Here is a 22034-nt window from a genome sequence, read left to right on the forward strand (position 1 = left end):
GGATATCGCCAAGCGGTAAGGCAGCGGGTTTTGATCTCGCCATTCCCAGGTTCAAATCCTGGTATCCCAGCCATATTGCAAAAGCATGTTCACAGCTTTAAAACGTGAAACAGAAAATTTGTGCGGGGGTGGCGGAATTGGTAGACGCACCAGATTTAGGTTCTGGCGCCGCAAGGTGTGAGAGTTCAAGTCTCTCCCTCCGCACCACAAATTCAAAATAACGGAGTTGTCTGACGACATCTCCGTTTTTTTGTATCAAAAAAACAGCTTAGCTGTTCAAACTCAGTGGCTGCTACTCTTGCTTTGCGATAACTGCGTTGGTTTCGTTGACTAACCACCGTCATTTACCTCACCAAACTCCCTCTTGCTGCATTAGCATCGAAATTTCTGCGTTAGCTGCACAAAGCTACCCGCATCACTTAGCGAACTAAGCTCAACGGGCTAGCTTTGTTGGCTACCTTGAACTTTCTTCGCTAGCCTTGCAAGAACGGGCTTAAAAAGGTTATTAAATACCTCCCTGTATTTAACCCTTCGGGCCAGCTGAAGCTGTTCAAAAGTTTTCCCGAAACTTTTGTCATCGTTTTGTTCCCTTGATAAGTTCACTAGCTATTCTATCTAGTCACTCGTAGTAAAGATGGGTTTTCTGTTTCTATATACATTGCTCTAACTATCGTTTCGTCACTTTCATTTTGAACGACATTAGTAAAAGCATAATTAGACCCGAACTGAGAAATACTCTGTATTTCTTCATCACTATAAGAGGAAGCTTTTAATTCAATAAAGCACAGCTTTCCCCTGCAGGCGTGTTGCTGGTCGATTATATTGGTTTGCTTCATCGATGAAATTTTAGTTAGTAAAGATGATTCTCTAGATAGACTCAGTTCATCTACATCGAGTTGTGAAATTTCTTCTATTAAATATCCAAAGTCTGAGTAACTGAAATAATCAATAACACTAGCTTGGGAGACACTACTATCCTCAAGTAAGAAAGAATTATTTAGCAATGATGCTGATGTTGATCGTAGAAAGTTAGGTTTGTTTTCCAATAGCTCTGAAGTATTGTTTTCTAACTCATTTTGTTGCTGATCAGATGATGCCACCTTATTGGCTTTTGTAGCAGTTTCAATAGTCTGAGGTATCTGACTTTGTTGAGAAGCTAGCACGGGTAATTTTTGTTGATCTGTAACTTCTGAGAGTTCAACAGTGGGCTCTATCGTAACCGCTAATTCATTTTTTTGATTGAAAAAATGGTGGTAGCTAACTCCGACTACGATCGAGAGTAAGAGTAATATGCTTACTTTTTTCATGATTATTTCTTTAGATTAGGCTTCCTTATACTGCGAAGCAAATAGTAATATTGCTAGCGTCAATGCTAACTATATTAATAAACACTTTTTGTATTAAAAAACAACACTTTGTGAGGTGTGATTGCTTTGTATAGTCAGGCTTTCTACTTGAGTTAATATGCCTATGGTTGGCTATTTGGGAGAATGAAGGTACTCATCCAATATGAGTGGGCTTAGCAACTTTTAAATATCTCGCTGTTTTCAACTCCTGAGTCGGCTAAAGCTCTTCAAAGGTTTTACTGGTTTTGTTGTTGGCGCTTGAAGCTGTCAAAGGTGTGCTGATGGATATCGATTTTGCTGCCTGTGTGGATAAGTACTTCTCTAGCACCTGAGGCTGCTGCTAACTCTCGAAGTACCCTGTCTTCAATATCGGTAAGGCCACCTTCTGCTTTTTCAAGCTGGTGCATAATGATTCTTGGGGCTGGCCTAAGTTTACTTTTATGTGACTTTAGTACTGCGTGCTGCAGGACTTTTTCTGCCATCATAAAGCTACCAATCAAACTTCTAGAATGATTAAATGGGTTAGTAACTTCAATATTGGGTTGCTGAAGGGTTCTGCAACTAGCACCAATTTCCACAATCACAGACTTTTCGGCTTCACCTTGAATAGCAATTAGTGGCTCATCTTGGAATTCAATACCCTGTCCAAAAATGCTGACGGTGATTTGTTTAGAGCTTAATTCAATGACAAGGTCGTGACTAAATAGGCTTCTTAGGTACTCAAACATGTAGCTGCTTATGTGGAAGTTTATAGCCAGACTAACTATTTACCTTAATTATTTCAATTAGATAATTAAGGCCCAATCAAATTTATTTAAAGATTGTAATCACCCCTAGCCCCCTTCAGCAAACGAAGTTTGCGTTCTGTAGGCCGCAGGCCGTCCCGTAGCGAAGCGTTCTGTAGGTGCGAAGCACCGTCCTAAGCCTTAGCTTGCCAAATGAACCCCTAACATCACCAACAGTACTAAATTAGTGAGAAAACCAATGGCAAAGAAGTGGCTGCGAGGGCTTGGGTTGGCATTGGTGGCTATCTTGTAATACAGCACCATATGGATAATTCTGGCGATGGCAAATACCCACAGTAATACTGCAAGGTGGCTTGGGTCCATGCCGGTTAAAATCCCGATAAATGCAGGCCCTGCCAGAAATGGTATATTTTCTAGAGAGTTCAGCACAGTGCGATTACTGCGGAACACAAAAGATTCCTGGCCGAGTTTTTCATCGACAATACCTGGTATGTACTGCGACTGTTTGCGGTGGGCAACCATGGCCACCAAGCTTTGTATAAATACCGTGGTAAAGATGACGAATAACGCCCAAAACGCCAATGAATATGTGCTTAAAAGCGTGCTGGTAAATGCTGATTCCAACATGGAATTTCCTTAATTAATCATGGTGCTTGTTTTAACGATTGTAGTGGCATGTGGATCACTTCTGATCATGAGTTAATTTCACGGCTTTACTGATCATGGTTAACCATTTCAGCCCCATGACTACCCAAGCCAGCAATAGGCAAAGTAGTACAGTATTTAGTAATGGTTCACCCCAAGGCTCACTGCAGCCCATCGAAAAGTAGTACTCTGGGTCGCACAGTACTTTATCAAGCTTCCAGTACCCAATCCCGATACAGAAGCTCAGTACAATCATTAGCAGTATTTGCAGTACAATTTTAACTAGCGTTTTCATTGTTTAGGGCTTTAAAAGTTTGATTACCTGAAATTGAGGTGGTTGCGATTCTTCGGTATCCTCTTGGCCGACAATGAGCGCATGGTAGCTGTTCATTTTATCCTTTAAGCAGGCGAGCTTTATTTGTGGCTGGTCTTTAGGGAAGATATAAATGCCAAAACTCATAAAACTTTTTTCTTTCGGGCATACCATTACAGAACTTACTGGTAATGAGCTAATAATTTTGGCCTCTAAAAAGTCAACGTCAAGTGTTTGAGCACTGACGCATTGTTGTTGCTCTTCACTAAACATGTCTTGTTGGTTTGTCGCAAAACAGCTTTGTAGGGACAGTAATTGCAGTGAGAGATCGTTAGCACTTTTATTATCAATATCTGTTAGAGCGATTTTATTGATACTGGTTACATTAACTGGCTTGCAGCTGCCAGATGTGATGCTATCAACACTCACCCAAAAATAGTCGCCGACTTGGTGTTGAGTAATATCGAGTAAGTTATCGACATCTAATGGTGTTTTTAAAGACAGACTGTTTGCAAAAGCATTAACAGAGAGACCATCTTCATTTTGCTCTAGTCTTGCTAGTTGTATCGATTGTACATACTCACATTTTCCACCGGTTGCAGGCTGGGGAAAAGGTCTATCATCCAAAATACCAATACTCCATAAAATAGCGTACAGAGCCCATAAGGTAATAAACAGAAAGAAAAAAGTGACTAGTTGAACGCCTTTCATAGCAGTTTCCTTAAGTTGTTTAAATTAACTTGCTGATATAACGGCTAAAAAGTAAGTTAGAAGTTATTAATGTAACTTCAAGGAAGAAAAATGTCGAATACGCAGCCCAAAGGCTTAGGTGGTTGGTTAATTTTACTGGCGATAGGCTTGATATTTACCCCTGTTAGGCTGGTTTATGAGTATTTGCCCCTTTACCAAGAATTATTTGATCAGGGTTTTTGGGAAATCTTTACGACCCCAAGTTCGGAGTATTACCATCCTTTGTGGGCGCCATTTATCATTGGTGAGATAATGGCTAATAGCTTTATAGTGCTGGCCTGCATTTTTCTAATCTTTGCTTTTTTTGCTAAAAGCCGAATTTTTCCTAAGGGCTATATCTTCATTATGCTGTTCAGTATGGTGCTTATCCCGCTGGATGCATGGCTAGCAACCAACCATACTCATTCCTGAAGAGCCTATGTGGGATCCCAATACCCTAAAAGAGTTCATAAGAACCATTATTAGTTCGGCAATATGGCTCCCTTATCTGATAGTATCTAAAAGAGTAAAAGCCACCTTTAAGTAATTGGATATATTAACAACAAGGAAGAATGATAGTGCTAAGACTGTTATTGATAATAAGCACACTTTGGTTTGTTCAAGTAGAGGCTGCTGTAGTTTCTCTAAAGGAGCAGGCACAAAAAATCGATCAAATTTTAGAAGATAGGTTAGATAATTTACTCCCCGAGTTAATGCAGCGGCAAAATATAGATATGTGGTTGCTGATCTCAAGGGAGTATAACGAAGATCCTATTTTAAAAACCATGCTGCCCTCAAGTTGGGAGAGTGCCAGACGTACAACCATTTTGCTTATCTATAAAGATAAGGACAATGCTTATCAGCGTTTATCTGTCTCAAGGTATGCAGTAGGTAACTTATTTAAACAAGCCTGGGATAAAGAGCAACAGCCAAATCAGTGGCTCGCGTTAGCTGATTTAATAAAGCAGATAGACCCAGATAATATCGCGATTAATCATTCCCAACACTTTGCCTTGGCGGACGGTTTGGTTCACAGTGAATATCAAAAGCTAATGTCCGTTTTACCCCAAGGGTTACAAGCAAGGGTGATATCCTCTGAACCTTTAGCGATAGCTTGGTTAGAAACTCGAACGCCATTAGAGATGGAGATTTATCCACAAATTACTGATTTAGGCCATGGGCTGATCAAGCGAGCCTTTTCCAATGAGGTGGTTACCCCAGGTAAAACAACGTTAGGTGATGTTGCTTGGTGGCTAAGAGAGCAAACGACTTCCCTTGGGTTGAGCAATTGGTTTCACCCAACGGTTTCCATTCAAAGACAACAAGATAAAACCAAGTTCGATCAAATAGCAGCCTTTAGTGGCTATGATCAAAGCTTAATAATCGAGCCCGGTGATCTTTTGCATGTAGATTTTGGCATTACCTATCTACGTTTAAATACCGACCAGCAACAGCACGCTTATGTTCTTAAACCTGGAGAAACACAAGCACCGCAGCAACTGCAATTAGCACTACAAAAGGCAAATCAACTGCAAGATATTCTCTTGAGTCATATTAAGTTGTCTAAGACAGGTAATGAGGTGCTTGCTTTAGCTAGGCAGCAAGCTATTGAGAGTGGATTAAAGCCGACAATCTACACTCACCCCATCGGTTTTCATGGTCATGCAGCGGGTGCAACCATAGGCATGTGGGATCAACAGCAAGGGGTTGCCGTTAATGGTGACTATCCAATACAGCCCAATACTGCTTATTCAATAGAATTAAATAATGCCGATTTTATCCAGAGCTGGAATAAAGAAATAAGGATCATGTTAGAAGAGGAAGCTTTCTTTGATGGCAACCAAATCAAATACCTTTCAGGCAGACAGCAGCAATTCCACTTAATTAAGTCTTTATAAACCTCTTAAATTGATCTTTTAATTTGCCCCCTGCGTTTATACTCATTATAAAAGGGGGCGGTTATGCTGCAAGATTCAACATTGAAAATAGGTATCAGTGCCTGCGTAGCAGGCGAGAAGGTACGCTTTGATCGGGGGATGAAGCCATCGGGCTTTGTCCTTAAGCAACTGATCGAACATTGCGAGCTGGTAAAGTTTTGTCCTGAGATGAGCATTGGCCTTGGCGTACCAAGGGAGACACTAAGGTTAGTGGGTAATATTAACGGTGTTGAAGTGGTGCAGCCAAAAACCGGCAACAAGTACCATGAGCAGCTAGCCCAACTTGTGCCGGACAACCATGATACTTTCAGCAAACTCAGTGGTTATATCGTTTGCAAAGCTTCTCCAAGCTGTGGCATGGAAAGGGTTAAAGTATACCTGGAAAACGGCATGCGCAGTGATGTTCAGGGAGTAGGGGCATTCACCGCCGCTTTGATGCAGCGCTTCCCATGGTTACCGGTTGAAGAGGACGGGCGTTTGAATGACCCTATTCTTAGGGAGAATTTTGTTACTCGGATATTTACTTTGCATCGCTTTCAGCAGCAGGTGCTAAATGGTGCAGCCAAAGATTTAGTTAACTTTCATACCCAGCATAAATTTTTGATACTGTCCCACTCTCCTGAACTTTACTATCAGATGGGCAAACTGGTAGCACAGCAAGGGGAGCACCCATGGCATGAAGTTGTGGTTAATTACCGGTCTATGCTGATGCGGGCGATGGCAAAACCAGCCAGCAAAAAGCGTCACGTTAATGTCCTTGAACACATGCAAGGATTTTTCAAAGATTCGTTAGGGGCATCAGATAAACAAGAACTCAGTAGACTGATCCAAAGTTACAGAATTGGGGAGCAGCCATTAATGGCACCGATGACTCTGATTAAGCATTATGCTAAAGAAACCGCAAACCCTTTTCTACTGCAACAGTATTATTTTCAACCTTATCCCAAAGAATTGCCACTAAGGTATGGCTTGTAGTCCGAGTCCTGCTGATGCAGGACTTTTTCGAGCAATCCGATTCAATCTGGCATCCGCAATTATCTCAACTAAGATTACAAAGTCTTTCATTTTCACTGAATTATGCCGTAAAATAACTGGGTTTACAGGTGTACGCTGAAAGGGCGATTTAAATGGCTTTAGAGTCTTATCATATTCTTGAATTAATTAATCAGCAATTTGCCACGAGAAAGGATGAAATTGCTTTAGATGGTTATGATTGTGCTAAAAATTGGCGCGAAGTGAGTTGGCAGAGGCTATTTTCTAACAGCACGACAGTCGCTTCGTATTTGATCGCCAATGGGGTCGAAAAACAACAGACCTGTGCCATTATGGCGAACAACTGTCCACAGTGGACGGTGGCTGATATAGGTTGTGTCAAGGCCAATGCGGTGGTGGTGCCTATCTACCCAACCTCAACAGCTGAGCAAGTCGCTTATATCGTTAATGATGCTAAGGCGAAAGTAATTTTTGTTGGCCAGCAGGCAGAGTATGATCTGGTTAAATCGATACAAGCAGAGTGTCCAAGCTTACAATCGGTTGTCTGTTTTGATAGCAAAGCTCATTTAAGCTCAGCCGATGTCTATTTTGATGATCTAATAAATCACCCAGCAGAAGTCGTGCCCAGCCTCATTGATGAACGAATGAAACGACGGAATTTAGATGATCTTATTACTCTCATTTATACCTCTGGTACCACAGGTAACCCTAAAGGTGTGATGCTGACTCACCGCAATGTCGCTTCTACTATCGAACAACATGATGAAATGCTGCCATTTGTGGCGGGTGATGTGTCATTGGCGTTTTTGCCGTTATCCCATGTCTTTGAACGTGGATGGAGTTACTATGTGTTGGCCCGTGGCGGTAAAAATGTTTATTTAAGCAATACCATGGATGTACGCGAAGCATTAGCTAAAGTCCGACCACATACCATGTGTGTAGTACCCCGCTTTTTAGAGAAAATTTACTCGACCATTTATCAAAGATTAGCAAGCGCCCCTAAGCTGCGCCAGGGGTTATTTAATTGGGCGATTAATACCGGTAAAAAGCATGCTAACAAGCAATATACTTTTGGCTTGCATACTCAAAGGTTTATCGCCAATAAATTGGTGTTTTCTAAAATTAAAGAACTGCTGGGTGGTCGCTTAAAGTTTATGCCAGCAGGTGGCGCGGCACTAGATGCCGACATAGCCGAGTTTTTCAAAGCCATTGATGTGCCAGTGCTGGTGGGCTATGGTATGACTGAAACCACCGCAACCATTACTTGTAATACCCTTGGTAACCAAGTTCCTGGCTCTAATGGTAAGCCACTACCTAGAGTCCAGATCAAGATTGGCAAGGATAACGAAATCCTAGTCAAAGGCGACACCGTGATGAAGGGCTATTACAACCTGCCAGAAGCCACCAATGACACTTTTGAAGATGGTTGGTTAAAGACAGGGGATGCCGGCTATCTCGATCATGACGGCAATCTGTTCATTACTGACCGCATTAAAGAATTAATGAAAACCTCCAATGGCAAGTATATTGCCCCACAAAGGGTAGAAGGTAAGCTTGGCCAAAGTGCCATGGTTGAGCAAGTGGCCGTTATTGCAGATGCTAAAAACTATGTCTCAGCGTTAATTGTGCCTGCTTATGAAAACTTAGAAGCTTGGGCCAAACAAAAAGGCATTAACTATCAAAATAAGGCTGAGTTATTAAAACATTCTTTAGTGTTGGAAATGTTTGAGCAGAAATTAAAAGAAGTACAGCATGATTTAGCTAACTTTGAAAAAGTGAAGAAATTTACTTTGATCGTTGATGCTTTTTCTTTAGAAGAAGGCTTGATTACGCCGACCATGAAACTTAAGCGTAAAGTGATTAATTCACGCTATGCTAAAGAGATTGCCGCGATGTATGGGGCGAGCTGACGCTAGCCATGGAAAGTGCAAACTACAAAGTATAAAGCCTAAAAGCAAAAGAGCAGCTACATTGAGCTGCTCTTTTCGTATCTAGCCTACGAGCTTTTTACAGTCCTGAAGCCAGTCCACCCGCAACCGGCAGTGATACGCCAGATAGGTAGCTGCCCATGTCAGAGGCTAAAAATACTACCGCATTACCAATGTCATCAGCTTTACCCCAGCGACCAAGAGCCACATCGTCTACCAGCTTTTGAGTCACTTCTGCACGGGTACCTTCCCCAGCATTCACATGTAAGTCTACTTCTAGTTCACTCATTTGAGTCCAAATATTACCAGGGCAAATAGCGTTAACACGGATGTTATCTTTACCGAACTCACAAGCAAGGGTCTTAGTTAAACCAATTAGGGCAAACTTAGTGGCGCAGTAACCTGCAGTATGAGCTAAAGCCCCTAAACCCAGTAGTGAAGAGTTATTAATGATTGAACCACCGCCAGCTTTTTGCATATGTGGGATCACCGCCTGACAGAAGTTAACCACGCCTTTAACGTTAACTTGGTAACTAATGTCCCATTGTTGATCGGTCATTTCAAGAAAATCACCCACTCCAGCAGGGCTGCCAGCGTTATTAAATAAAATATCAATGCGGCCATAATGCTCAATGGTCTTCTCAACACAAGCATTAATTTGCTCGCGATTGGTGACATCAACTGGCAATGCAATCGCTTCAAAGCCGGCGTCACGCAGTTCAGCAGCACGCGCCTCGATATTGGCTTGATGCTGTGGCTCGCGCACCATATCAGTGATCACCACTTTAGCACCCGCTTCTGCCATTTTTTTGGCGCCACTAAATCCCATTCCTAATGGATGAGCGGCTCCAGTGACAATTGCAACTTTGCCCTTTAATAATTCCATGTCGACCAACCTTGTTATCAATTTATGTATATTATGTTTGTTTGTCGCTATTGTAGGTTAAGAGTGTATGGTAAGTTAATAGCCTTGAGTTACCTTATGGTGGTAATTTGTACTAAAACAGTAACAAAATTTACTTTTACCTAGGGGGCAGAACATAAAATGAGCGCTGTCCTCACAATAAATGGATTTTTATCGATGTATTTTCTGTTCGTATTGGGTCTTCTTGTCAGCCTTATTAGCCCAGCAGTAGCCAGCAGCTATCAGCCTCAAGATTGTGTGAATTGTCATCAAAGTCAGAACCAAAACTGGCAACAATCACATCATGCCCATTCAATGGCTATCGCCGATACCGGTAGTGTACTTGCAGATTTTAATACTGAGGCTAAGCACTTTTCACAAACCGCTCGATTTTATCGCAAAAACCAACAGTTTTTTGCAGAGGTGAGCAGTGGCGACAAAGCGGTAACTTATCAGGTCAAATATACTTTTGGTTTCGATCCTTTACAGCAATATTTAGTAGCAACGGCACAGGGTAAGTTACAAGTGCTACCGTTTGCATGGGATAGTCGACCTAAAGAGCAAGGTGGCCAGCGATGGATCCACTTATATGATGAAGATATCAAGGCTAATGATCGCCTGCACTGGCAGCAACCCTTACAAAATTACAATGGTATGTGTGCCGATTGTCATTCAGACGATTTAAAACCCAACTATGATCCTAACAGCGATAGCTTTAATACTAAATCGGCGAGCATTAATGTCAGTTGTTTATCTTGTCATGATGGCAAAGAGCGGCCACATCAGCAATCAACACCCAAACCCAAAGGTGGCTGGGTTAGGGCTGCTAATGAAGATATTGCCCATTGGCAAGGTGAACCAAGGGATAGCAGCTTTATGGATACCTGTTATGCCTGTCATTCATTGAGAACCCCAATTACCAATGGTTTTAGATCTGATAAACCCTATTTAGATCAATTCTCACCAAGTTGGCTAAGCCCTCCTTGGTATTATGCCGATGGTCAAATTAAGGAAGAAGTGTATGTGATGGGATCGTTTAGGCAATCAAAAATGTACCAGGCAGGTGTGGTCTGTACCGATTGCCATGATCCCCATTCCATGGAATTAAAGGCTAAGGGTAATAATCTTTGTAGTACTTGCCATAACCCAGAAACTTATGATGTGAAATCGCACCACGGTCATGATGACAATAAGGGCAGTGAGTGTGTGAGTTGCCATATGCCAACCACAACCTATATGCAGGTAGATCCCCGCAGGGATCATAGTTTTAGTATTCCAAGGCCACATCTTAGTGAGCAGGGGATCGGTCCTAATGCCTGTAGCAGTTGTCATAAAGACAAAGATAATCAATGGGCGACCTCGGAATTACAAAAGTTACATGGCAAACCAAAGCCAGTTAATCAGAATTTAACTCAGTACTGGTCGTTAATGCTTGGAACCAATATCGGTGCGCAGGCGCATTACCAAATCATTATGGATGAAAGTTTGTCAGAGATGATCAGGGCAACGGCAATCAATCATTTAGGGCAGGTTTATTATTCCATTCCGAGCCACTATTTGGCCTCGTTATTTAGCCATAATAATAACCTTATTAGGTTGGCGATTACTCAATTTGCAATCAATTTTTCGCCGCAAGATAAACAAAAATATGTATTGAGAAACTTAACTGACAGTTTTAAAGCGATTCGTATTGCTGCAGCAAATGCGCTGGTGGACGTCAGCATTCCAATCGAGCATCAGCCAGCCTTTAATGATGCTATGGCTGAATTAACTGAGTCATTCACTTTTACCAGTTGGCGTGGTGAAGGAAGGATTAACCATGCCGTGTTATTAGAGCGTCAAGGTAATTATCAAGCGGCACAACAACAATACCTAGCTAGCATCAAAATGGATCCTTATTTTACCGCTTCTTATATTAATCTTGCGGATTTATATAAGCGTATGGGACAAGATATCCAAGGTTCACAGGTCCTTGAGCAAGGGATCAAAGCTAACCCCCAAGAAGCGAGTTTGTTTTATAGTTTAGGATTGTACTGGATAAGAGCTAAAAATATGGATAAAGCTGTGCAAAATTTGGTTAAAGCAGTAAAGTTTGATACAACCAATCCACAGTATGCCTATATGTATGTGTTAGCAATTGATGCTCAAGGTAATACTAAACAAGCTTTATTTACCTTAGGGCAAATCATTAAAACAATGGGTGAATATCCACAGCTAGTACAATTACAAAGACAATTAGCCGCCAAAGCTGAGTAATCTTCATTGTCAGCCCGCTGCAGCAAGATAGTAGATCTGCTACTATCTTGCTTTTCGCGATCTTGCGATTTCCTTGTCACTTGGCACAAGCCCTAAAATTAAGGATAACTCTGATGAGCCTTGCCCAAAGCGTTCTCGCTGTAAATGATGATCTTCCTATTCGTACCGACTTACCCGTTCATTCTGGTAAGGTTCGCAGTGTTTATTGGCTAACTGAAGCCGATAGTGCGCGACTTATCCGCGAAAAAGGTTACGATGTTGCTGCTGATACCCCATTAGCGATTATGGTTATTTCTGACCGTATCTCAGCTTTTGATTGTGTTTGGCAGGGCGAAGGAGGTCTTAAAGGTGTGCCTGGTAAAGGTGCCGCTTTAAATGCTATTTCTAACCATTGGTTTAGTTTGTTTAAACAAAAAGGGTTAGCCGATAGCCATATTTTAGATATTCCCCATCCATTTGTATGGATTGTTCAAAAAGCTCGCCCTGTAATGGTAGAGGCGATTGCTCGTCAGTACATCACCGGCTCAATGTGGCGAGCTTATCAAAATGGTGAGCGTGAGTTTTGTGGAATTGAATTACCTGAAGGGCTACAAAAAGATCAGAAGTTGGATCAGATCCTCATAACGCCATCGACGAAAGGGGTGTTAAAAGGGATTCCTGGAGTGCCTGAAGCAGACGATGTCAATGTGACTCGCCAAGATTTACAGGATAACTATCAGGCATTTAACTTTAAATCCGCTGCGGATATTGATCTTTATGAAAAGTTACTAAAAGAGGGTTTTGGGGTAATTGCTGAAGCTTTAGCAGAACTTGATCAGGTTTTTGTAGATACTAAGTTTGAGTTTGGCTATGTCACTGATAGCCAAGGTAATGACAAGTTGATATATATGGATGAGGTGGGTACGCCGGATTCTTCTCGTATTTGGGACGGTGAGCAATATCGCCATGGTAAGGTGGTGGAAAACTCGAAAGAGGGTTTCCGTCAATTGCTGTTAAACACCTTTGATGATCCAGATATTCTGCTTAATAAAGACCGTATGGATGAACGCTTCGCGCTGGCTGAAAATAACCTGCTAGCAACTGAAGTGCTGATGCAAGTCTCTCAAACCTACGTTGGGATTGCAGAGAAAATAACAGGCAGGCCTGTGCCATTATCTGACAACCCGAAAGCAGAAATCATTAAAATATTGGCGGATGAGTACGATTTAATCCTATAAGACGACCATTGAGATAAAATGGTTAACATGAAAAAAGGTCGCTTTTGCGACCTTTTTTCATTGTAACAATTTTGATACAATAAAAAGGCATGCTTTACCCCTTCCAACTTATTCATAAACAAGGAGTTTTTATGAAGCCTATCGCTTATGTATTACAGTCTCTACTGTGGATTTCTATCGTGATTTCGCCAACCTTTATTACTGCTTTTGCTGGTTTCATCTATTTAAAGCAGACACAGAGCGATTCTTATGGGCTTATCTGGGGGGCATTGGCAGTCGGCGCCATAGTGGGGATTTATTGGGCTGAAAAGGTTCGCAAAAATACAGGCCTAATTAATTTTTATGGGCGTTTGTTAGGCACCCCTGAATTGAATAAGTAAGTCAGATTAAAAAAAGCGCTCGATGAGCGCTTTTTTATTAGGTAATCAATTCGTTTTAATTCCCAACTATTTAATCAGAATCGTTTCTTTGCCTTGGGCTGGGGTGGCAGGAATAAGCTGACTGGCGATAAGGGAGCATACAGCCAAAGCCGCACCAATAAAGAACACTAGGGTCGCTGAATACAGCCAGACTAAGCCTAATGCAGCAGGAATGACAACGGCCGCTATATGATTAATGGTGAAGCTGATTGACGCGGTGGCAGCAATATCTTTGGGGTCGGCAATCTTTTGAAAGTAGGTCTTAATGGCTATCGCAAAGGCAAACAGCAGGTGATCGATCACGTACAGCGCCGCGGCAATTTCAGCGATATCCACAAGGGCATAACTGACAAAGACTACGGTTAGGCCTAAGTATTCAAAGGTCAGCGCTTTACGCTCGCCAATCTTGCCAATAATTTGGCCAATTTTTTTAGCAAAAAATAGGTTAAATACATAGTTTATTAAAAATAGTGCGGTAATTTGACTGACACTGTAGCCAAATTTTTCGACCATCATAAAACCGGCAAACACCATAAAAATCTGTCTGCGGGCGCCGGATAAGAAGGTTAATAGGTAATACAACCAGTAACGCTTTCTTAGGATCATTTTCTTGGTTTGATTGGCGTGTTGGGGGAACTTTGGAAAAACGATGACTAGATAGATAACTCCGATAAACCCAAGGCCACCAACCAGACCATAAACCCAAATATAATCAAGCTCTAAACCCGTCATTAACAACCAAACTAGGGCATAGCTAGAAAGCGCGGCGGCGGCTTTCCAGGACATGGCTTGCCCTAAAAACTCTGCAGTTTTATCTTTGTCTACCCATTGTAAGGTCAGTGATTGGTTAATGGTTTCATAGTAATGAAAACCAACTGACATCACCACCGTGGTGCAGTACAAGCCGATGACGGTTGGGAAAAATCCAGTTAGGGCAACGCCAATGCAAGTGATGGCTAGAGCGATTAGGGCAAAGGTTTGTTCCTTTAATATCAGTAATACAAATATCGCAGTAAAAGCCAAGAAGCCAGGGACTTCCCTTAGGCTTTGCAACATGCCAATTTCTGCCCCGGTAAAGGCTGCTCTTTCAATTACGAAATTATTGAGCAGTACCTGCCATACCGAAAACACCAGAGACATGATAAAAATCATTAATAACAACAATCTGTTAGGGGAGCTAGAAGGCATATTGGCAGGTTATCTTAATTACTGATATAACTAGTATTATCACATATAAATTGAGGGTTTGTATGCCTAAGTTACTTTTATCATTGCTGTTGGTTAGTAGCATATGCTTCGCTGGAGAAGTGACCGTTCGCCAATCGAAGCACTCTTCTAAGATATTTGAAACTAAACTGGCAAGTGAACAGCGCAAAGCTGAGCAGATTAGGCAACAGCAATTAGAGCTATTAAGGGCCATCAACCCATTGATATCTCGATGTTTTAGCTTTCCTCTAGAAAATCAATGCCGCAGTATTTGTATTGATGGTATTTGTCCGAATTTAGATGATTATCTCGATTCAATAGGGATAGCGCCACAGCAACCACAAAGATAATTCATTATATTCCTTTTTGTTATATTAAATTAGATTAAGTTGTTTATTTGGTTATAAGAGATTGGTTATAGTTTAGCGACACAAACAAAGTGAGTTATGCGGATGAGTGTAGTTAATATTAACCAAGGAAAAAATAAGGTTTATCTTGTTGGGGCAGGTTCTGGCGATCCTGAGCTATTGACATTAAAAGCTGCGCGCCTTCTGCAACAGGCCGATATTGTTTTTTATGATGCACTTGTTTCTGATGATGTCTTACAGCTTGTTAATCCAAAATCTAAGCTGATTTATGTTGGTAAGCGCAATGGTTGCCATAGTAGCGAACAAGAGGATATTCATCAGGCTCTAGCAAATGCGGCGCTTAAGCATAAAACCGTTATCCGCTTAAAAGGCGGTGACCCATTTATTTTTGGCCGAGGTGGTGAAGAGCAGCAAGCATTAACTCTACTTGGTATCTCCACCGAAGTTGTACCAGGTATAACTGCCGCTGTTGCTGCGGCAAGTTATAATAACTTGCCGCTGACCCATAGGGAGCTATCCCAAGGGGTAACGTTCATCACTGCCCATGCAAAAAATGGTCAGCAACCTAATTGGCAGTTATATTCGCAACCAAACCATACATTAGTTATTTATATGGGATTAACTAGAATTGCCGAGACAATAAATGGTTTAATAGCTGCGGGTAGGGATATCAGTACTCCAATCGCGCTTATTGTTAATGCCTCTCGGCCTCAGCAGCAGCGATACTTATCAACATTAGGCACAGCAAAAGAATTATTATCTGTAAAAGCTGATGGACCGGGTTTGCTCATTATTGGCGAAGTATGTCAATTAGCTATGGGGCAAGCGATGACTTTACCGACCTCATTCAATCAATTTATAAGGAGTGCTAAAAGTGACCAGTTTAACTCACCTGCAGCAGTTAGAAGCTGAAAGTATTCAAATAATTCGGGAAGTTGCAGCAGAGTTTGAGAATCCAGTGATGCTTTACTCCATTGGTAAAGACTCTTCGGTTATGTTGCATTTAGCCCGTAAAGCATTTTATCCAGGCAAACTGCCATTTCCATTATTACATGTTGATACTGGCTGGAAATTTAAAGAGATGATCAGCTTTCGTGACCATCAGGCAAAAAAGTTTGGTTTGGATTTGATCGTATATCAGAATCAGCAAGGTATTGAGCAAGGCATTAATCCGTTTGAGCATGGCTCTGCTATACATACCGATATTATGAAAACCCAAGCTTTAAAGCAGGCGTTAGATAAGTATGGCTTTGATGCCGCATTTGGTGGCGCACGGCGAGACGAAGAGAAATCTCGAGCCAAAGAAAGAGTCTATTCTTTTAGGGATAAGCATCATCGATGGGAACCTAAAGATCAACGCCCTGAACTTTGGCAAAATTATAATGGCGCAGTCAATAAGGGAGAGAGTATACGCGTATTTCCTTTATCCAATTGGACAGAGCTAGATATTTGGCAATACATCCATCAAGAGCAAATTGAATTGGTGCCGCTGTACTTTGCCAAAGAACGCCCAGTGGTGAGTAAAGCAGGTACTATGTTAATGGTGGATGATGAGCGTATGCCTATTAGTGCCGACGAGCAGGTTGAGCATAAATCAGTGCGCTTTAGAACCTTAGGTTGTTATCCGTTAACCGCTGCCATGGAGTCCCAAGCGGATGATCTTGAAGGGATTATTGAAGAGATGCTATTGGCTCGCTCATCCGAGCGCGAGGGGCGTCTGATTGATTCGGATCAAGCCGCCTCTATGGAACAAAAGAAACGTCAGGGATACTTTTAGGAAAGACTATGAATACGCAAATCGCACAACAAGTACAATCTGACGGGGTAGCTGCTTACCTGCAAAAGCAGCAGCACAAGGGGTTATTAAGGTTTCTAACCTGTGGCAGTGTGGATGATGGTAAGAGTACTCTTATTGGTCGCTTGCTGCATGACAGCGCGCAAATTTATGAAGATCAACTGGCCACATTAAAGCAAGACTCTAAGCGTCAAGGCTCTAGCGGTGAAGAGATTGATTTAGCCTTGCTGGTGGATGGCTTGCAGGCTGAGCGAGAGCAGGGGATCACCATTGATGTGGCCTACCGTTACTTCTCAACCCAAAAACGTAAGTTCATTATTGCTGATACCCCAGGGCATGAGCAATACACCCGTAATATGGCAACGGGAGCCTCAACCTGTGATGCTGCAGTATTACTGGTTGATGCTGCAGCAGGGTTACAAACCCAGACCAAACGTCACGCCTATATTGCCTCTTTACTGGGTATTAAACATTTTATTATCGCAGTCAATAAAATGGACAGTGTGGGCTTTAAGCAAACCGTGTTCGAGCAAATTGTCAGTGATTTTAGCGGCTTCGCCAAAGCCTTAAATGATGTGCAGATGCACTTTGTACCAGTAAGCGCGTTAAAAGGCGATAACGTGGTAGAACTGTCTGTTCAAACCCCTTGGTATCAAGGTAGAACCTTGCTAGAAGTGCTAGAAACCATCGAAATTACCAAGGATTTGTCTTCGCAACAACTTCGTTTACCGGTGCAATATGTGCTGCGCCCAGACTCAAGTTTTAGGGGCTTCTCAGGCACCATTGCCACAGGCAAAGTCCGCCCGGGTGATGTAGTCAAAGTATTACCTTCAGGTAAGCAAAGCACCGTTGATAAGATTGTGACCTTCGATGGTGAGCTTGAGCAGGCGCAGTCGGGGCAGGCCATTACCCTAACCTTAAGCGATGAGATTGATATCTCCCGGGGTGATGTGATTGTTGCCCCTGAAGCGCAAACCGGAGTCGGCAATAAAATTGAAGCCATTATGGTGTGGATGAACGCAGAGCCCGCCAAACTGAACAGTTTATATGATATTAAGATTGCCGGTAAAAAGACCCAGGCCAAATTAGCCAAGATTGCTCACACTATTGATGTTAATACGCTGGCAAAAGAGCAAGCTGAGGTGGGCTTAAATGCCATTGCTTGGGTAGAACTGGAGCTAACCGAAAAAATAGCCCTAGACTGCTTTGCTAGAAGTACCATTACCGGCAGTGCGATCTTAATCGACCGCCAGTCTAATGCCACTTTAGCGGGCGTAATGATCCAAGGTTACTCTCAGGTTCAAGGGCAGCAGTATGATGCTAAAGAGTTGGCGCTAAACCAATTTATCATTAACAATTATCCTCATTGGGGCGCTCGCGACCTGCTTGCAGAGGGTAAATAATATTGGCTAGTTTTGCTATTGCAGCCATTTTAATACTGTTATTGCTTGGCCTTGCCTTTAATTTGGCAAGGCCAGCGACTTTATTCTTTATCGCGGCAATCTCAGCTTATTTGTTAAATTTGACGAGCTTTGCTGACACCTTTAGTCATTTTACAAATTCGTCATTATTACTATTGGTGTTAATTTTGATGGCAACCACGGCCCTTGAAAAAACACCGCTATTAAGCTCAATTGGAAAGTTAATTGGCAATGGCAAAACCAGCAGTTTATTTCGTTTAGGGCTGACAACTGCAGCCTTATCTTCAATCACTAATAATACCGCAGTAGTGGCAACGCTAATTAGGGTGATAAAGCGTCATCCGCACTTACCAGCAGGTAAATTTTTATTACCACTATCTTATGCAGCGATTTTAGGTGGAACACTGACCTTAATTGGTACGTCTACTCACTTAATTGTTAACTCATTTGTTGTTGAAGCAGGTTTGCAACCTATTGGTTTCTTTGAGTTTAGCTACATTGGATTGATTATAGTGAGTGTCTGTTTACCGCTACTGGTATTGCTGGCATTAGGATTAAAAGATAGAACTTATCATGACGATGCTAGCTTACCTTATTTCCTAGAAGCGACGGTTAACGAAACATCCAAGCTTATTGGTAACAGTGTTCTCGATAATCAGTTAAGGGCACTGAAGCAACTGTATCTGGCTGAGCTCGAACGTAATGGGGTGAAAATCGCCCCTGTGCCACCAGGGCTGACATTAAAGGCCGGAGATAAGCTAAGGTTTTCAGGTGCTTTAGATTCTGTTGAGCTATTGCATCAATTTGATGGTTTAGAGTGGTTTGCTAAAAGCCAGGCAGATGGCCAGAACTTAGTTGAGGCGGTGATTGCTCCAGGGGCATCGTTAGTCGGTCGCAGTTTGAAATCTGTCTTATTTCGGGAAAATTTTGACGGTGCGGTAATGGCTATTAGGCGGGGACAGCAACGGTTAAGCGGTGGCTTAGGTGACACCAAATTGGCTGCAGGTGATGCATTGTTGATTTGTCCAGGTAGTGATTTTAGTCGCAGAGCGAGAAGAAGTGGTGACTTTACTTTGGTATCTGGGGTTGATTTAGCGACCCGGTTAGAGCCTAAAAAAGCCGTAATGGCTATCTTAGGCTTTGCCGGGGTATTAGTACTTAATTTGCTCCAGCTGGTGGATTTAACAAAGGGCTTCATTGTATTGATGCTGGCTTATGTTGCTTTGGGGATCTTAAATCTTAGAGAGCTAAAAAGGCGCTTCCCGGTAGAATTAGTCGTCATTGTTGGCAGTGCGCTGTCACTGGCTTCCATCATGTATGACACAGGCTTGGCTAATCAAATTGCCCAAGGTATTTTGACCATATTCAATCCTTATGGGGTAATGGGAGCCTTTATCGGGGTTTATTTGATGACTCTACTGCTGACAGAAATGGTCACTAATAATGCTGCTGCGGCACTTGCATTTCCGATTGCTTACTCTTTGGCGTTGCATTATGGGGTAGAGCCCAGAAGCTTTATTATGGCAGTTGTCTTTGGTGCGAGTGCAAGCTTGATTTCTCCATTCAGTTACCAGACCCATCTAATGGTGTTACCTATTGGTAATTATAAGTTCAGGGACTATTTACGTTTGGGGCTGCCCATTTCGATTGTTTATTCAGCATTAATTATTTGGTTAGTGCCAAAAGTTTTTCCATTTTAAGGAGACAAGATGTCTAATATTGTTTGGCACCAACATACCGTTAACGAGCAGCAACGGGCGCAAATAAAGCAACAAAGCTCAGTATTATTGTGGTTTACAGGCTTGTCAGGTTCAGGGAAATCAACCTTGGCTAACGCTTTAGAGCAAGCACTCATTGCTCGACAAAAACATACTTACCTGCTTGATGGTGATAATCTTCGCCATGGTCTGTGTGCAGGATTAGGCTTTAGTGAGCAAGATAGGGATGAGAACTTACGCCGAGCTCAGGAAGTCAGCAAATTGCTGTTAGATGCAGGGCTGATTGTACTTGCAACGTTTATTTCCCCCAAACACCATCAACGGCAGCAAGTAAGAAAGGCACTTCCTCAAGGACAGTTTATAGAGATTTATGTCTCCACCTCTTTAGAAGTCTGTGAACAGCGAGATCCTAAGGGGCTTTATAAAAAAGCCAGAAAAGGGGAAATTGCAACTTTTACTGGGATCAGTGATGAATACCAAGTCCCGCTAAACCCAGAATTAACGATAGATACTGCCCAGGGAGATATCGCATCACAAGTTGAGAGTATAATCGATTATTTACAAGCAATTGGGGTCATGCAAGCCCAGAACCAAACCGATGATATTAGCCTTAGACTAGGCGTTAGTTGATATTCTAAGGTGAATATTTCAAATTCTAATACATAGAGATGCAAAAATATTAATGTAGATTTTGTAGCAAATAGGGCTATTTACTTGTTAGTTTAGGGCATTACACTTTTTTGGGGTAATTTAGCTAGCAACAGGGGAGAAAGCCTCCCTTAAATGTTAAAAACACAGTAAGATTGACCCCATAGAACCAATTAAGATAAAAAATTCAGCTTTTCGTGGTTGAACCCCCCTATTAAGAGAGTCATGGATTATGTACTACCAAACTGATGATGTTCGCATTGAGCAAATTAAAGAATTATTACCCCCTGTAGCAATACTTGAGAAGTATCCAGCGACTGAAACAACCACTGAAACCGTATTTAAAAGCCGCCAAGCAATATCCAACATCTTAAACAAACAGGATGATCGTGTGCTAGTGGTTGTTGGACCATGTTCGATTCATGATCCTAAAGCTGCGATTGATTATGGTGAACGTTTAATGGTGCTGCGTGAAAAATACCAGGATCAACTCGAAATTGTGATGCGAGTGTATTTTGAAAAGCCACGTACCACAGTGGGTTGGAAAGGGTTAATTAACGACCCATATATGGATAACAGCTGCAAACTTAATGATGGTTTAAGGATAGCTCGCAAGTTGCTCGTCGATATTAACCAGATGGGTATGCCAACCGCTGGTGAATTTTTAGATATGATTACTCCCCAATATATGGGAGATATGATGAGCTGGGGAGCGATTGGTGCTCGTACTACTGAATCTCAAGTACATCGAGAGCTTGCCTCAGGTCTTTCATGCCCAGTTGGCTTCAAAAACGGGACTGATGGCACCATTAAAATAGGTGTAGATGCTATCCGTTCAGCAGGTTCTAGCCACCATTTCTTGTCAGTGACTAAGTATGGTCATTCTGCAATTGTTGCGACTAAAGGGAATGAGGACTGCCACATTATTCTTCGAGGTGGTAAAGGTCCGAACTACTCAGCTCAAGATGTGGCGGCAGTAAACGCGGAACTGGATAAGGCTAATCTACCTAATAATATTATGATTGACTTTTCACACGCGAACTCAGAAAAACAATTTAAACGTCAAATTGATGTTTGTGCCGATGTTTGTGGTCAAATTAGCCAGGGCGATAGCTCTATTTTTGGGGTGATGATTGAGAGCCATATCAATGAAGGCCGCCAAGATTTGGTCGAAGGTCAACAACTGAATTATGGCCAATCGATTACTGATGCTTGTATTGGTTGGGCAGATACTGAAGCGGTACTTGAACAATTATCTGAAGCAGTGAAAGCCCGCCGTCAGGCTTAATTCTTAAGTTATAAAAAAGGCCCTTTAATATTTTAAAGGGCCTTTTTGTTACTTGTCGTTTTCTGCAGTGAAGGAAACGAATTATTCGGCAGTACGAGTCTCGGTTAGGCCCGCATTAATTTGCTGTACATCGGCTTCAGTTAGATTACCTGCCGCG

General features: G+C 42.1%; 22 protein-coding genes and 1 tRNA gene. 16 read left to right on the forward strand and 7 right to left on the reverse strand.

Annotation, left to right across the window (positions count from 1 at the left end):
• Positions 1–122: 122 nt before the first annotated feature.
• A tRNA-Leu gene (locus tag GFB48_RS16515) sits at positions 123–207 on the forward strand.
• A 404-nt stretch (positions 208–611) separates the two neighbouring features.
• On the opposite strand, the gene GFB48_RS16520 is transcribed toward GFB48_RS16515, so the two are convergent.
• The 5 genes from GFB48_RS16520 to GFB48_RS16540 form a co-directional block, all read right to left on the reverse strand.
• The gene (locus GFB48_RS16520; protein ID WP_163938380.1) at positions 612–1307 is read right to left on the reverse strand and encodes a hypothetical protein; all 696 of its coding nucleotides are present in this window, start codon (positions 1305–1307) and stop codon (positions 612–614) included.
• A gap of 275 nt (positions 1308–1582) precedes the next feature.
• Positions 1583–2074, reverse strand: a complete 492-nt coding sequence (locus GFB48_RS16525; RefSeq protein ID WP_163938382.1) for a rod shape-determining protein — start codon at positions 2072–2074, stop codon at positions 1583–1585.
• A gap of 198 nt (positions 2075–2272) precedes the next feature.
• Positions 2273–2719 carry an MAPEG family protein gene (locus GFB48_RS16530; protein WP_163938384.1) on the reverse strand — a complete coding sequence of 149 codons (447 nt, stop codon included), beginning with the start codon at positions 2717–2719 and terminating at the stop codon, positions 2273–2275.
• A 55-nt stretch (positions 2720–2774) separates the two neighbouring features.
• The gene (locus GFB48_RS16535) at positions 2775–3032 is read right to left on the reverse strand and encodes a hypothetical protein (protein ID WP_163938387.1); all 258 of its coding nucleotides are present in this window, start codon (positions 3030–3032) and stop codon (positions 2775–2777) included.
• A 3-nt stretch (positions 3033–3035) separates the two neighbouring features.
• On the reverse strand, positions 3036–3761 hold the full coding sequence (locus tag GFB48_RS16540; RefSeq protein WP_163938389.1) for a hypothetical protein: 726 nt from the start codon (positions 3759–3761) through the stop codon (positions 3036–3038).
• Between the two features lie 90 nt (positions 3762–3851).
• Between GFB48_RS16540 and GFB48_RS16545 the strand changes: the two genes are divergently transcribed.
• From GFB48_RS16545 to GFB48_RS16565, 5 genes are all read left to right on the forward strand, one after another.
• Positions 3852–4211: a DUF2569 domain-containing protein gene (locus GFB48_RS16545; protein WP_163938392.1), complete on the forward strand. Its 360-nt coding sequence runs from the start codon at positions 3852–3854 to the stop codon at positions 4209–4211.
• Between the two features lie 7 nt (positions 4212–4218).
• Positions 4219–4326, forward strand: coding sequence for a DUF2569 family protein (locus tag GFB48_RS17825; RefSeq protein ID WP_163938395.1), 108 nt, complete (start codon positions 4219–4221; stop codon positions 4324–4326).
• Positions 4327–4351: 25 nt separating this feature from the next.
• Positions 4352–5677 (forward strand): M24 family metallopeptidase, encoded by a 1326-nt coding sequence (locus GFB48_RS16555; protein WP_163938398.1) that lies wholly within the window; start codon positions 4352–4354, stop codon positions 5675–5677.
• 63 nt (positions 5678–5740) lie between these two features.
• A complete protein-coding gene (locus GFB48_RS16560; RefSeq protein WP_205597753.1) occupies positions 5741–6691 on the forward strand; it encodes a DUF1722 domain-containing protein in 951 nt (316 codons plus the stop codon).
• A 152-nt stretch (positions 6692–6843) separates the two neighbouring features.
• The gene (locus tag GFB48_RS16565) at positions 6844–8619 is read left to right on the forward strand and encodes a long-chain fatty acid--CoA ligase (protein WP_163938401.1); all 1776 of its coding nucleotides are present in this window, start codon (positions 6844–6846) and stop codon (positions 8617–8619) included.
• 97 nt (positions 8620–8716) lie between these two features.
• Here the strand turns inward: GFB48_RS16565 and GFB48_RS16570 are convergent, their stop codons facing one another.
• Complete coding sequence (locus tag GFB48_RS16570) at positions 8717–9523, reverse strand: SDR family NAD(P)-dependent oxidoreductase (RefSeq protein WP_163938404.1); 807 nt, start codon at positions 9521–9523, stop codon at positions 8717–8719.
• A gap of 195 nt (positions 9524–9718) precedes the next feature.
• On the opposite strand from GFB48_RS16570, the gene GFB48_RS16575 reads away from it, so the two are divergent.
• The 3 genes from GFB48_RS16575 to GFB48_RS16585 all read left to right on the forward strand — a co-directional run bounded on the left by GFB48_RS16575 (position 9719) and on the right by GFB48_RS16585 (position 13394).
• Positions 9719–11797 (forward strand): cytochrome c3 family protein, encoded by a 2079-nt coding sequence (locus tag GFB48_RS16575; protein ID WP_163938407.1) that lies wholly within the window; start codon positions 9719–9721, stop codon positions 11795–11797.
• 113 nt (positions 11798–11910) lie between these two features.
• Positions 11911–13014 (forward strand): phosphoribosylaminoimidazolesuccinocarboxamide synthase, encoded by a 1104-nt coding sequence (locus GFB48_RS16580; RefSeq protein ID WP_163938410.1) that lies wholly within the window; start codon positions 11911–11913, stop codon positions 13012–13014.
• Between the two features lie 131 nt (positions 13015–13145).
• Positions 13146–13394, forward strand: a complete 249-nt coding sequence (locus GFB48_RS16585) for a hypothetical protein (protein ID WP_163938413.1) — start codon at positions 13146–13148, stop codon at positions 13392–13394.
• 66 nt (positions 13395–13460) lie between these two features.
• On the opposite strand, the gene GFB48_RS16590 is transcribed toward GFB48_RS16585, so the two are convergent.
• The gene (locus tag GFB48_RS16590) at positions 13461–14621 is read right to left on the reverse strand and encodes an MFS transporter (protein ID WP_163938416.1); all 1161 of its coding nucleotides are present in this window, start codon (positions 14619–14621) and stop codon (positions 13461–13463) included.
• Positions 14622–14683: 62 nt separating this feature from the next.
• Here GFB48_RS16590 and GFB48_RS16595 point away from each other — a divergent pair, with 62 nt between their 5' ends.
• The 7 genes from GFB48_RS16595 to aroG all read left to right on the forward strand — a co-directional run bounded on the left by GFB48_RS16595 (position 14684) and on the right by aroG (position 21877).
• A complete protein-coding gene (locus GFB48_RS16595) occupies positions 14684–14989 on the forward strand; it encodes a hypothetical protein (protein WP_163938419.1) in 306 nt (101 codons plus the stop codon).
• A 102-nt stretch (positions 14990–15091) separates the two neighbouring features.
• Positions 15092–15919 carry a uroporphyrinogen-III C-methyltransferase gene (gene cobA, locus GFB48_RS16600; RefSeq protein WP_163938422.1) on the forward strand — a complete coding sequence of 276 codons (828 nt, stop codon included), beginning with the start codon at positions 15092–15094 and terminating at the stop codon, positions 15917–15919.
• Complete coding sequence (gene cysD, locus GFB48_RS16605) at positions 15882–16784, forward strand: sulfate adenylyltransferase subunit CysD (protein ID WP_163938425.1); 903 nt, start codon at positions 15882–15884, stop codon at positions 16782–16784. The genes cobA and cysD overlap by 38 nt, the downstream gene beginning before the upstream one ends.
• Before the next feature lie 8 nt (positions 16785–16792).
• Positions 16793–18205 (forward strand): sulfate adenylyltransferase subunit CysN, encoded by a 1413-nt coding sequence (gene cysN / locus GFB48_RS16610; RefSeq protein ID WP_163938428.1) that lies wholly within the window; start codon positions 16793–16795, stop codon positions 18203–18205.
• Complete coding sequence (locus GFB48_RS16615) at positions 18205–19923, forward strand: SLC13 family permease (protein ID WP_163938440.1); 1719 nt, start codon at positions 18205–18207, stop codon at positions 19921–19923. The genes cysN and GFB48_RS16615 overlap by 1 nt, the downstream gene beginning before the upstream one ends.
• 9 nt (positions 19924–19932) lie before the next feature.
• The gene (gene cysC / locus GFB48_RS16620) at positions 19933–20571 is read left to right on the forward strand and encodes an adenylyl-sulfate kinase (RefSeq protein ID WP_163938431.1); all 639 of its coding nucleotides are present in this window, start codon (positions 19933–19935) and stop codon (positions 20569–20571) included.
• A gap of 250 nt (positions 20572–20821) precedes the next feature.
• Positions 20822–21877 carry a 3-deoxy-7-phosphoheptulonate synthase AroG gene (gene aroG / locus GFB48_RS16625; RefSeq protein ID WP_163938434.1) on the forward strand — a complete coding sequence of 352 codons (1056 nt, stop codon included), beginning with the start codon at positions 20822–20824 and terminating at the stop codon, positions 21875–21877.
• Positions 21878–22034 lie beyond the last annotated feature (157 nt).

Source organism: Paraferrimonas sp. SM1919, assembly GCF_010993985.1.
Classification (GTDB): Bacteria; Pseudomonadota; Gammaproteobacteria; order Enterobacterales; family Shewanellaceae; genus SM1919.

Coding starts and splice junctions, on each gene's coding strand:
- GFB48_RS16595 (WP_163938419.1), top strand. CDS start 14,684: ATGCCTAAGTTACTTTTATCATTGCTGTTGGTTAGTAGCATATGCTTC.
- GFB48_RS16580 (WP_163938410.1), top strand. CDS start 11,911: ATGAGCCTTGCCCAAAGCGTTCTCGCTGTAAATGATGATCTTCCTATT.
- GFB48_RS16535 (WP_163938387.1), bottom strand. CDS start 3,032: ATGAAAACGCTAGTTAAAATTGTACTGCAAATACTGCTAATGATTGTA.
- GFB48_RS16585 (WP_163938413.1), top strand. CDS start 13,146: ATGAAGCCTATCGCTTATGTATTACAGTCTCTACTGTGGATTTCTATC.
- GFB48_RS16565 (WP_163938401.1), top strand. CDS start 6,844: ATGGCTTTAGAGTCTTATCATATTCTTGAATTAATTAATCAGCAATTT.
- GFB48_RS17825 (WP_163938395.1), top strand. CDS start 4,219: ATGTGGGATCCCAATACCCTAAAAGAGTTCATAAGAACCATTATTAGT.
- cysC (WP_163938431.1), top strand. CDS start 19,933: ATGTCTAATATTGTTTGGCACCAACATACCGTTAACGAGCAGCAACGG.
- GFB48_RS16590 (WP_163938416.1), bottom strand. CDS start 14,621: ATGCCTTCTAGCTCCCCTAACAGATTGTTGTTATTAATGATTTTTATC.
- GFB48_RS16520 (WP_163938380.1), bottom strand. CDS start 1,307: ATGAAAAAAGTAAGCATATTACTCTTACTCTCGATCGTAGTCGGAGTT.
- GFB48_RS16560 (WP_205597753.1), top strand. CDS start 5,741: ATGCTGCAAGATTCAACATTGAAAATAGGTATCAGTGCCTGCGTAGCA.
- GFB48_RS16545 (WP_163938392.1), top strand. CDS start 3,852: ATGTCGAATACGCAGCCCAAAGGCTTAGGTGGTTGGTTAATTTTACTG.
- aroG (WP_163938434.1), top strand. CDS start 20,822: ATGTACTACCAAACTGATGATGTTCGCATTGAGCAAATTAAAGAATTA.
- GFB48_RS16530 (WP_163938384.1), bottom strand. CDS start 2,719: ATGTTGGAATCAGCATTTACCAGCACGCTTTTAAGCACATATTCATTG.
- GFB48_RS16575 (WP_163938407.1), top strand. CDS start 9,719: ATGTATTTTCTGTTCGTATTGGGTCTTCTTGTCAGCCTTATTAGCCCA.
- GFB48_RS16570 (WP_163938404.1), bottom strand. CDS start 9,523: ATGGAATTATTAAAGGGCAAAGTTGCAATTGTCACTGGAGCCGCTCAT.
- GFB48_RS16555 (WP_163938398.1), top strand. CDS start 4,352: ATGATAGTGCTAAGACTGTTATTGATAATAAGCACACTTTGGTTTGTT.
- cobA (WP_163938422.1), top strand. CDS start 15,092: ATGAGTGTAGTTAATATTAACCAAGGAAAAAATAAGGTTTATCTTGTT.
- GFB48_RS16540 (WP_163938389.1), bottom strand. CDS start 3,761: ATGAAAGGCGTTCAACTAGTCACTTTTTTCTTTCTGTTTATTACCTTA.
- cysN (WP_163938428.1), top strand. CDS start 16,793: ATGAATACGCAAATCGCACAACAAGTACAATCTGACGGGGTAGCTGCT.
- GFB48_RS16525 (WP_163938382.1), bottom strand. CDS start 2,074: ATGTTTGAGTACCTAAGAAGCCTATTTAGTCACGACCTTGTCATTGAA.